The sequence below is a fragment of the Phenylobacterium aquaticum genome, assembly GCF_947378715.1.
GTDB classification, from domain to species: Bacteria; Pseudomonadota; Alphaproteobacteria; order Caulobacterales; family Caulobacteraceae; genus Phenylobacterium; species Phenylobacterium aquaticum_A.
Genome location: NZ_CANCLE010000145.1, coordinates 1 through 10,301, shown reverse-complemented (window position 1 = coordinate 10,301; position 10,301 = coordinate 1). Strand labels below are relative to the sequence as shown.

Here is a 10,301-nt window from a genome sequence, read left to right as displayed (position 1 = left end):
GGCAAGCTGCAAGACTCCATCGACGCCGGTGTCGGCAACCTGGTCGACGCCGACCTGGCCAAGGAAAGCGCCCGCCTCACCTCGCTGCAGACCAAGCAGCAGCTGGGCGTCCAGGCGCTCTCGATCGCCAACAGCTCGTCCTCCGGCCTGCTGTCGCTCTTCCGCTAAAGGCTCAACCCGGGCGCCGGCCGCGCGAGCGGTCCGCGCCCGGCCGCGACCGGCGGGAGGGGCGACCCTTCCGCCCATCGCGGTCCAACAGGGACGCCGAAGGCTGACGACCGACGGCGAATGGAGACATGCAAAACAAGGTTGCGAACTTCCCAGTCACGCCGGATCCGACGATCGGCCAGTCGCCGACGCCGCCCGCTACTCCGCCGACCCCGGGGCCGCAAGACGCGCGCGCCACGGACGGTCACCCCGATCAGGCCGACCTGAGGCTGGTGATCGAGGAGCAGGCCGGGTCCTACGTCTACATGACCGTCGATCGGCGGACGGGAGACGTGGTGGCCCAGTACCCCCGCGAAGAAGTGCTGAAGCTGCGCGAGGGCGAGGACTACGAAGCCGGGGCCGTGATCCGCACCCGCGTCTGACCTGACGGATTTCCCGTCGGAACAAGGCTTTCGAACCGCCCCGGGAATCCGGCGTGCGGTCGCTCGCCTATGGGCGTTAACCATCTAGACACCATGATTCCATAGCTTCCCGGGCAGGAAACCCGGCCCCGGGCGAGTCGTCTCGTTGATGAAAAGGGGTCGGGCGCGCCAAGGAGGCACCCTATGACGATCAGCGTCCACACTAACAAGTCCGCTCTGGTCGCGCTTCAAAACCTCAATAAAACCAACGACGAACTGAATGATGTGCAGAACCGGATCAACACCGGTCTCTCCATCGCCAACGCCAAGGACAACGCTTCGGTCTGGGCCATCGCCCAGGGCCAGCGATCCGACATCGGCGCCCTTTCTGCCGTTAAGATGAGTCTCGACCGCGCCCAGTCGATCTCCGAAGTGTCGCTCGCGGCCGGCGGTAACGTTTCCGACCTGCTCGTCCAACTCAAGGAAAAGGTCGTTTCGGCCCAGGACGCCTCGCTCGACGTGCAGTCGCGGACCGCGCTCGACGCGGACTTCAAGTCCATCCTGCGGCAAATCAGCCAGATCACCCAGAACGCAGCCTTCGATGGCGCGGATATTCTGGACGGCACGACCGCCTCGATCCGCTTCCTGGCCAATGCCGACGCCAACGCCTACATCACGCTCTCCGGCCAGGACATGAGCCTCGGTGGCGGCATCATCACCATCGCCAGCACGGCCTCGATCACCACCGTGACCCTGGCGGCCCAGGCCCTGACCGACCTCAACGCCTCGATCGGCAATGTGAACCAGGCGCTGGGCAATCTCGGCGCCCAGTCCAAGCAGATCGAAGGCCACAACAAGTTCGTGAGCAAGCTCACCGACGTGCTGCAGGCCGGCATCGGCAACCTGGTGGACGCCGACGTCGCCAAGGAAAGCGCGCGATTGCAGGCGCTGCAGGTCCAACAGCAACTGGGCACCCAGGCCCTGTCGATCGCCAACCAGGCGCCGCAGATCATTCTGTCGCTGTTCAAGTAATCGGTCGCCCGCGTGATCACGGGGGCTCGGCTTAAGCATGCGGCTTAACCGCCTGTCAGCCCTTGGGAGCGTAGACTGCGGTCGCGGACCCAGGTCCGCCGGGTACGCGTCATGACGGTCAGCTTCGACCCAAGCCTTCTGTCGGCCTACTACAACGCCCGCTCCGGAGTGACGGCGGCGGCGGATGCTGCCTCGAGCACCACCTCCGCCAAGCGCTATGTGCCGACCGCGCCCTGGACGCCGTCGGCCAACCGGACCGTCTCCAACGACCCGGACCTGATGACCACGGCGGTGAAGAACGCCATGGTCGGTCACAAGCTGGTCGATGAGAACGCCGCCAAGCTCGATCTCACCGGGGCGAGCGACGACTACAAGAAGATGTTCGCCCTCTATCAAGGGCTCGACACCCTCAACGGCGTGGCCAATCAGATCAATGGCAAGGGGCTGACCTCGGTCGACAAGGACCGGATCAAGGCGGTGTTTGCCAAGGGTCTGTCGGAGGTCACCAGCTACACCGAGGGCCTGAAGCTCAGCCAGGTGCGCCTGACGCGCGGCGACGCCATGGACAAGGCCCAGATGGCCATCGGCGTGGCCAAGTCGCAGCCGGACTACGCCACCCCGGCCCTGGTCTCCGGCGACGTCACCCAGCCGGTCCAGGCCTTTCAGGGCGATGTGAAATTCAACATCTCCGTCAAGCGCATCGGGGTCACGCACGACATTCCGATCGACCTTAGCGAGATGGGAACCACGCCACGGAACATGGCCAATGTGGTCAATTTCATCAATGACAAGCTCGAGGCCTCCGGCGTCGCGACGCGGGTGGCGAGCCAGCGGATTCCCGGTGGCGACCGCAATGTGACGGTGGGCGGCAAGTCCGTGAAGGTGGGGACCAATCCCGATTCCTGGTCCCTGAAGATCAAGGTGGATTCCGGCGACACGGTCACCTTCAAGGCCGCCGCCACCGCCGGTTCGGTCTATCTGGCCCAGAGCGTCGGCAATCCCAATCCGACCACGACCACGGGGGCGACGGGCAAGGTGACCACGACGCCCGCGGTCACCAACAGCCAAATCGTCAAGTTCCAGACTGACACCACCGCCGTCGCCGCCCCGCCGCAACCTGCGGGCGCGTCCAACTGGGTCGATGGCCGCGTCTGGTCCTCCGACATGGAGAAGACCGTCGGCACGGTCCACTCGACGAAGGTCGGTCCGGACGGATCGGTCTATGTCCTGGCCGATGTGACGGGCAAGGTCTCCGGCCAGGATATCAAGGGCGCCCAGGACGTGGCGCTGATGAAGTACGATTCCGCCGGCAAGCTGATGTTCACCCGGACCCTGGGCGCGGCCTCCAACGCCTCGGGCCTGGCGCTCGCGGTGTCGGACACCGGCCAGGTCGCCATCGCCGGCAAGGTGACCGGCACGCTCGATGGCGCGACCAATGGCGCGCTCAATTCCGGTGACACCGGGTCCTTCGCCACCAATACGGACAGCTTCGTCACGGTGATGGACGCCAACGGCCAGGATATCTGGACCCAGCGCCGTGGCGCGCGCCAGAACGACGAGGCGACCAATATAGCCTTCGGCGCCGATGGCTCGGTCTATGTGGCGGGACGGTCCCAATCGACCATGCCGGGCGGCAGCCAGATCGGCGGCTGGGACAGCTATGTCGAGGGTTTCAAGGCCGACGCGGCCGGCAAGGTCTCGACCCTGTTCACTCAAACCGTCGGCTCGGCTGGCGCTGACCGGCCTGGCGGCATGGTGGTGGACGGCGGCGCGCTGGTGCTGGCCAATAACGAGGACGGCCACGCGGTCCTGCATCGCTTTGATCTGTCCAGCGGAACCCCGACCGAAACCGCGACGCGCGACCTGGGCGATCTGCAGGGTGGCGACATCGCCGGCCTGGCGCTGAATGGCGGCCAGCTGGTCCTGGCTGGCTCCACGGCCAATCCCGCCCTGGCCGCCGGGACCGTCAGCCGCGCCCAGAGCGGCGGCATGGACGCCTTCGTCGCCCAGGTGAATTCAGACCTGACCGCCGCCGCCACCGACGCCGTGGCCTATTATGGCGGGGCAGGGGACGACAAGGTCACCGGCCTGGCGGTCTCGGCCGGCAAGGTGTTCATTACCGGTCAAGCGGGCTCGGACCTGCCGGACGCAGCGGCGGTGGGCAAGAAGGACGGCTTCCTGGCCCAGATCGATGTCGCCACCGGCGATATCGGCTTCGCCCGGCGCTTCACCGGCAAGGACGGCTACGCCACCCCCACGGCCATCGCCGCCAGCAGCACCGGCGCCAGCATCCTCGACCAGATCGGCTTGCCCCAGGGCACGCTGAACACGACCGATTCCCAGCAGATCACCGCCGTGACCTCGATCCGGGCCGGCGACCAGTTCCAGGTCCGGGCGGGTTCGACCGGGACCCTGAAGACCGTGACCATCGATTCCAACGACACCCTGGACACCCTGGCCACCAAGGTGCGCCGCAGCCTGGGCTACCAGGCCAAGGTCGAGGTGGTGACGGTCGACGGCACGAAGCGATTGAAGGTCACCCCGGTCAACGCCCGCGACACCCTGGAATTCTTCGGCGGCGCCTCGGGCAAGGACGCGCTCGCCCTGCTGGGCTTGTCAGAGGGCGTGGTCCGCGAGACCGTGACCGACAAGAACGGCAAGTCGACGCCGGCCGACGGCAATGGCCAGATCTATGGCCTGAAGATGGACAAGAACCTCAAGCTGGACACCAGCCAGGACGTCAGCCACGCCCTGGCCGAGATCGCCACCGCCATGGGCGTGATCCGCACCGCCTATCAGGATCTGAAGACCGCAGCCCAGCCGGCCTCGGTCACCGCCGCCGCCAAGGCGGCCAACGGACCGGTCCCGGCCTACCTCACCGCGCAGATCGCCAGCTATAAAGACGCACTCGCCCGGCTGGGGGGCTGAGGATGACCCGATCACAAACGCTTGAAACCGTCACATTCGCGGTCTAGCGAGAGGCGATGGACGTCTTGAACGATCGCCGCATCCTTTATGCACTCATTGGCGGGGCCCTGGCCCTGCTGGCTGGCCTCGGCATCGCCGTGGGCCTGATGTCGAAGAACCGCGGCGAGAAGACTGAACCGCCGCCCGCGTCCCAAGCCGGGCTGGTGGTCGAGACCAGCGGTCATGACGACGGCAAGCTCGACCCCACCGCACGGCTGCGCTGCTTCGTGGCTGGCCAGTTCGTGGGCGAGGCGACCTTGGCCGAATGCGCCAAGAAGAACGGCGTGGCGACCGGCGCCTTGGACGTCGGTGTCGATGAGGCGGGCAATCTGGCGGCTGCCGATCAGGCCGGCACCGTCCTGACGCCGTTGCCGCCGACCCAGGCCCAGACGCAGGCGCCGGCGCCCGCCGAGGCTCCCGCCGCGACCACGACCCCCGCTGCCCAGGCCACTATCGCCCTGGGCGCGCCCGCCGGCGTTTGCATGCGCTATGCCGGCGGCGAATGGCGCAAGGTTCCCGGCGAGACCACCCTCAACGCCTGTGTCCAGACGTTGTTCGCCGGTCATTGCGAGCGACCGGGCGGCGCCACCTATGGCCGCTGGATGCAACAGACGCTGCGCCTGGTGCCTGGCAAGATCGAGGTGTCGAGCGACAATCGCAGCTTCCACACCCTGGTCGAGCAAGGCGCGGGCTGCACGGCGCCCAATATCGAGTAGGCCCAATATCGAATAGGCGAGGGCGCCTCTCGCGCGCCGCATTCGGTCTGTGTAGTCTGGCGTCATGCTTCGCAAACTCGTGATCCTCGGCGTCTGCGCCATCGCCCTGTCCGCCTGCGTCCAGCGGACACGCCCCCCCGGCGACGTCGGGGTCTGTTATCAGGCCCAGCCGCAGAAGGATGGATCGCTGAAGTACAACAAGCTGGCCTCGACCCAGCCGGACCTGGAGCATTGCGCCGCCGCCCTGGAGGCCATGCGGATCAAGTTCATCAATCTCGGCGGCAATCAGCTGGAGATCATGGGCGCCTATCAGGGCAATTTCATCTTCCTGCGGCGCGAGGGGATTTTCACCTCCTCGTCACTGGAGGGGAACCAGTACCTGGCCCTGGTGCGCACGGGCGACGGCCGTCTGGCGATCCCGGGCGCCATGCCCCAATAGGGCGGCTGCGACAGAAAGCTTCTGTGGACGAAGCGTTAATAGCGGAACAAAAAAAGAACAAACCGGTTGATCCGGCCCGTCGGCTTGGCGTAGCTTCCGCCTCGGGCGCAAGGCCCGCATCTACGGAAACCACAGGACATCGACATGGCGGGAAGCGTCAACAAGGTCATTCTGGTCGGCAATCTGGGCGCCGACCCCGAAATTCGGACGCTGAATTCCGGCGACCGGGTCGCCAATCTGCGGATCGCGACCTCGGAAAACTGGCGCGACAAGTCGTCGGGCGAGCGCAAGGAAAAGACCGAATGGCACCGGGTGGTGATCTTCAACGATAACCTCGTGAAGGTCGCCGAGCAGTATCTGCGCAAGGGATCCAAGGTCTATATCGAGGGCTCGATCCAGACCCGGAAATGGGCCGATCAGTCGGGCCAGGAGAAATTCTCCACCGAGGTGGTGCTGCAGAAATTCCGCGGCGAACTGACCATGCTGGACGGTCGCGGCGATGACGCCGGGCGCGGCGCCGGCATGGGCGATTCCGACGGCGGCTATTCGGGCGGCGGCGGTGGCGGCGGGTTCTCCTCGGCCCCGCGTGGCGGCGGTTCTGGCCCGCGCGAGGACTTCTCGGCCGATCTCGACGACGAAATTCCGTTCTAGGATCGGGCGCGCTGATGTACGGCCTGATCGGCTGCATGCGCGCCGTCTCCGGGCGGCGCGACGAGTTGGCGGACATCCTGGTGGCCCAGACCAAGGCCATGCCAGGATGCCGCAGCTACGTCATAGCCCGCGATCCCCAGGACGTGGATGCGATCTGGATCACCGAGGTCTGGGACGACGCGGCCAGCCACCAGGCCTCGCTCGCCCTGCCGCATGTCCAGGCCACGATCGCCATGGCGCGGCCCCTGATCGCCGGCTTCTCCAGCCGGGTCGAGACCGCGCCTCTGGGCGGACTGATCTGAGCGGCCTCAGCCGCCGGCGATGACGCCACAGGCGATCCGCGCGCCGGCCCCGCCGATCGGCTGAGTCGTGTAGTCGTCAGGATTGGCGTGGATCACGAGGGCCGATCCGTCCTTGTCGATCAAGGCAGGGCGGCCCCCCGCGCCCTTCAGCGAGATAAAGGTCGAATAGAGCTCGACAGCCCCGGTTCCGTCTGCGGCGACATAGAGGTTCGGCAAGTCACCGGCCTCATTGAGATCGGGGTTGAGCAGCCCATGGATCTTGGTGGCCATGGCGTGGACGTGGGCCCCAGCCGAGGTGAAGTCGGCCTTTGAGCAGTCGCCAGTCTCGTGGAAGTGCAGGCCGTGCCAGCCCGGGGTCAGGCCCTTGACCTCGACGTGCAACAGCACCCCGCTGGGACCCTCCGACAGGCTGGCCGCGCCGACTGAGGCGCTGGTGGAATTCTTCAGATCGATCCGCAGTTTGGCGGGCATATCTGCGGCGAAGGCGGAGGCGGCCGCCAGGCTGAGCGCGGCGGCGGCGAGAAGATGTCTCATGGCGGCTCCGAATATGCGGTTTTGGGGCTGAAGGGGCTCACGAAGGTTGGCCTCGCGATCCGCCGATGTTAACACTCCTGGATCAATTCCCAGTCCGATTCTAACGGCAAAACCTCCCCTTGAGCGACGATATCATCACCCCACCGGACGACGGCCGGCGCGGGGGCATCGCCCCTATCGCCATCGAGGACGAACTCAAGAAGTCGTATCTCGACTACGCCATGAGCGTGATCGTCAGCCGCGCGCTGCCGGACGTGCGAGACGGACTTAAGCCCGTGCACCGGCGCATCCTGTTCTCGATGAGCGAGCAGGGGCATACGCCGGACCGCAGCTATGTGAAGTCCGCCCGGGTGGTTGGCGACGTGATGGGTAAGTATCACCCGCACGGCGACCTCGCGATCTATGACACCCTGGTCCGCATGGCCCAGCCCTTCTCGATGGGGCTGCTGCTGATCGATGGCCAGGGCAATTTCGGCTCGGTGGACAATGATCCGCCGGCCGCCATGCGCTATACGGAATGCCGTCTGACCAAGGCGGCCATGTCGATCCTGGCCGATCTCGACAAGGAGACGGTCGACTTCCGCGAGAACTATGACGGCTCCGAGCAGGAACCCGTCGTCCTGCCGTCGCGGATCCCCAATCTGCTGGTCAATGGCGGCGGCGGCATCGCCGTCGGCATGGCGACCAACATCCCGCCGCACAATCTGGGCGAGGTGATCGACGCCTGCCTGGCCTATATCGACAATCCCGAGATCGGCCTGGACGACCTGCTCGACTTCGTGCCGGGGCCGGACTTCCCGACCGGCGGCGAGATCATCGGCCGGACCGGCGCGCGCAACGCCCTGATGACCGGCCGAGGCTCGGTGATCATGCGCGGCAAGGCGGCGATCGAGGATATCCGCAAGGATCGCGAAGCGATCATCATCACCGCCATTCCCTTCCAGGTGAACAAGGCCGGCCTGGTCGAACGCATCGCCGAACTGGTGCGCGAGAAGCGTATCGAGGGCATCGGCGACCTGCGCGACGAGAGTGACCGCCAGGGCATGCGGGTGGTCGTCGAGCTGAAGCGCGACGCCTCCGCCGACGTGGTGCTGAACCAGCTCTACCGCTTCACCCCGCTGCAGAGCTCGTTCGGCGTCAATATGCTGGCCCTGAACCGTGGCCGCCCGCAGCAAATGGGCCTGCGCGAGATGATCGTGGCCTTCATCGATTTCCGCGAGGAAGTCGTCGGCCGCCGGGTCAAGTTCGAACTGTCCAAGGCTCGTGATCGCGGCCACGTGCTGGTCGGCCTGGCCGTCGCCGTCGCCAATATCGACGAGTTCATCCACATCATCCGCTCGTCCAAGGACCCCGCCGAGGCGCGCGAGCGCATCGTCGCCAAGGCCTGGCCGGCCGGCGACATGATGCCCCTGGTCGAGTTGATCGCCGATCCGCGCACGGTGCTGGAAGGCGAGACCATCCGCCTGACCGAGGAACAGGCCCGGGCCATCCTGGCCCTGACCCTGTCGCGCCTTACCGGTCTGGGCCGGGACGAGATCTTCGGTGAGGCCCGCGAACTGGCCGGCACCATCCAGGGCCACCTGACCCTGCTGTCCTCGCGCGACAACATCATGGGCGTGGTCCGTCAGGAGCTGGTCGAGGTGCGCGCCGCCTTCGCCGTGCCGCGCCGCACCGAGATCGTCGACGGCGACGCCGACGTCGAGGACGAGGACCTGATCGCCCGCGAGGAGATGGTGATCACCGTCACCCACGGCGGCTATGTGAAGCGCACGCCGCTGGTGACCTATCGGACCCAGCATCGCGGCGGCAAGGGCCGCTCGGGCATGTCGACCAAGGACGAGGATGCGGTGACCCGCGTCTTCTCCGCCTCGACCCACGCGCCGGTGCTGTTCTTCTCCTCTGGCGGCAAGGTCTACAAGCTCAAGGTCTGGCGCCTGCCGGTCGGTACGCCGACCTCGCGCGGCAAGGCCTTCATCAATCTGCTGCCCATCGAGCCCGGCGAGACGATCACCTCGATCCTGCCTCTGCCCGAGGACGAGGCGACCTGGGATCAGTTCGACGTGATGTTCTCCACCCGCTCCGGCGGCGTGCGGCGCAACAAGCTGTCGGACTTCGTCCAGATCAATCGCAACGGCAAGATCGCCATGAAGCTCGACGAGGGCGACTCCATCATCGGGGTCGGCCTCTGCAATGCGGCCCAGAACGACATTCTGCTGACCACGGCGCTGGGCCGTTGCATCCGCTTCGCCACCGAGGAAGTGCGCGTGTTCGCCGGCCGGGATTCCACCGGCGTGCGCGGCATCCGCCTGGCGGACGGCGACACCGTGATCTCCATGGCCATTCTGCGCAGCGTGGACGCCACGCCGGCCGAGCGCGCGGCCTATGTGAAGCACGCCAACGCCATGCGCCGCGCCGTCACCGGCGAGGGCGAGGATATCGAGGACGCTGCGGCGCCGGACGATGAGGAAGAGGCGGCCGACGAAGCCCTGTCCCCCGACCGCATCGCCCAGCTGGGCGCGGCCGAGGAGTTCATCCTCACGGTCTCCACCGAAGGCTTCGGCAAGCGCACCTCGGCCTATGAGTTCCGACGCACGGGCCGTGGCGGCCAGGGCCTGCTGGCCCAGGATCTCACCAAGAAGGGGAAGGGCGGCCGTCTGGCGGCGTCGTTCCCGGTCGAGGAATATGACGAGATCCTGCTGGTCACCGACCAGGGCCAGCTGATCCGCACCCCGGTGACCCAGGTCCGGGTCATCAGCCGCAACACCTCCGGCGTCACCATCTTCCGCACGGCCCAGGACGAGCACGTTGTCTCGGTCGAGCGTCTCGCCGACCAGGGCGCCGACGATGGTGAGGCCGATGAAGCCCCGGCGGAGGGCGAAGCCTAGACCCGGCGCCTGTTCTGGGGACTCCAGTCCCCGGGCGACGTTGGGTGAGGTCGACGCGCCGTGAACTTAGCGCTTGCTTTCGCCCTCCCGCCCGGCGAAAGGCGAATTCAAGAACAGTTGGGGGATACGTCGCATGGCCACCCGCGTCGGGCTCTATCCGGGCACCTTCGACCCGATCCATAACGGGCATACCGACATCATCGGCC

The 10,301-nt window shown here is 66.6% G+C and carries 11 protein-coding genes; 10 read left to right on the top strand and 1 reads right to left on the bottom strand.

Translation table 11 applies throughout. The features are described from left to right. The 8 genes from Q7P21_RS16250 to Q7P21_RS16215 form a co-directional block, all read left to right on the top strand. A partial coding sequence (locus Q7P21_RS16250) for a flagellin (protein ID WP_304177925.1) occupies window positions 1-168 on the top strand: 168 nt, incomplete at its 5' end. Window positions 169-296: 128 nt separating this feature from the next. Further along, window positions 297-590 (top strand): hypothetical protein, encoded by a 294-nt coding sequence (locus Q7P21_RS16245; protein ID WP_304170721.1) that lies wholly within the window; start codon window positions 297-299, stop codon window positions 588-590. A gap of 183 nt (window positions 591-773) precedes the next feature. Then, window positions 774-1,601, top strand: a complete 828-nt coding sequence (locus Q7P21_RS16240) for a flagellin (RefSeq protein ID WP_304170719.1) — start codon at window positions 774-776, stop codon at window positions 1,599-1,601. A gap of 111 nt (window positions 1,602-1,712) precedes the next feature. Then, window positions 1,713-4,529, top strand: coding sequence for a hypothetical protein (locus Q7P21_RS16235; RefSeq protein ID WP_304170718.1), 2,817 nt, complete (start codon window positions 1,713-1,715; stop codon window positions 4,527-4,529). A gap of 56 nt (window positions 4,530-4,585) precedes the next feature. Beyond that, entirely contained in the window at window positions 4,586-5,284 is a 699-nt protein-coding gene (locus Q7P21_RS16230) for a hypothetical protein (protein ID WP_304170717.1), read from the top strand. 64 nt (window positions 5,285-5,348) lie between these two features. After that, window positions 5,349-5,723 (top strand): hypothetical protein, encoded by a 375-nt coding sequence (locus Q7P21_RS16225; RefSeq protein ID WP_304170715.1) that lies wholly within the window; start codon window positions 5,349-5,351, stop codon window positions 5,721-5,723. 144 nt (window positions 5,724-5,867) lie between these two features. Continuing rightward, complete coding sequence (ssb, locus tag Q7P21_RS16220) at window positions 5,868-6,374, top strand: single-stranded DNA-binding protein (RefSeq protein ID WP_304170713.1); 507 nt, start codon at window positions 5,868-5,870, stop codon at window positions 6,372-6,374. A gap of 14 nt (window positions 6,375-6,388) precedes the next feature. After that, the gene (locus tag Q7P21_RS16215) at window positions 6,389-6,676 is read left to right on the top strand and encodes a putative quinol monooxygenase (RefSeq protein WP_304170711.1); all 288 of its coding nucleotides are present in this window, start codon (window positions 6,389-6,391) and stop codon (window positions 6,674-6,676) included. A gap of 6 nt (window positions 6,677-6,682) precedes the next feature. Here the strand turns inward: Q7P21_RS16215 and Q7P21_RS16210 are convergent, their stop codons facing one another. Continuing rightward, the gene (locus tag Q7P21_RS16210) at window positions 6,683-7,210 is read right to left on the bottom strand and encodes a superoxide dismutase family protein (RefSeq protein WP_304177924.1); all 528 of its coding nucleotides are present in this window, start codon (window positions 7,208-7,210) and stop codon (window positions 6,683-6,685) included. Between the two features lie 119 nt (window positions 7,211-7,329). On the opposite strand from Q7P21_RS16210, the gene gyrA reads away from it, so the two are divergent. After that, entirely contained in the window at window positions 7,330-10,095 is a 2,766-nt protein-coding gene (gene gyrA / locus Q7P21_RS16205) for a DNA gyrase subunit A (RefSeq protein WP_304177923.1), read from the top strand. 133 nt (window positions 10,096-10,228) lie between these two features. Then, window positions 10,229-10,301, top strand: a 73-nt coding sequence (locus Q7P21_RS20495) for an adenylyltransferase/cytidyltransferase family protein (RefSeq protein WP_369695349.1), incomplete at its 3' end; no start/stop codon positions are given.

What these genes read in the sequence shown, in the direction of transcription:
- Q7P21_RS16245 (WP_304170721.1), top strand. Translation starts at nt 297, where the DNA reads ATGCAAAACAAGGTTGCGAACTTCCCAGTCACGCCGGATCCGACGATC.
- Q7P21_RS16240 (WP_304170719.1), top strand. Translation starts at nt 774, where the DNA reads ATGACGATCAGCGTCCACACTAACAAGTCCGCTCTGGTCGCGCTTCAA.
- Q7P21_RS16235 (WP_304170718.1), top strand. Translation starts at nt 1,713, where the DNA reads ATGACGGTCAGCTTCGACCCAAGCCTTCTGTCGGCCTACTACAACGCC.
- Q7P21_RS16230 (WP_304170717.1), top strand. Translation starts at nt 4,586, where the DNA reads ATGGACGTCTTGAACGATCGCCGCATCCTTTATGCACTCATTGGCGGG.
- Q7P21_RS16225 (WP_304170715.1), top strand. Translation starts at nt 5,349, where the DNA reads ATGCTTCGCAAACTCGTGATCCTCGGCGTCTGCGCCATCGCCCTGTCC.
- ssb (WP_304170713.1), top strand. Translation starts at nt 5,868, where the DNA reads ATGGCGGGAAGCGTCAACAAGGTCATTCTGGTCGGCAATCTGGGCGCC.
- Q7P21_RS16215 (WP_304170711.1), top strand. Translation starts at nt 6,389, where the DNA reads ATGTACGGCCTGATCGGCTGCATGCGCGCCGTCTCCGGGCGGCGCGAC.
- Q7P21_RS16210 (WP_304177924.1), bottom strand. Translation starts at nt 7,210, where the DNA reads ATGAGACATCTTCTCGCCGCCGCCGCGCTCAGCCTGGCGGCCGCCTCC.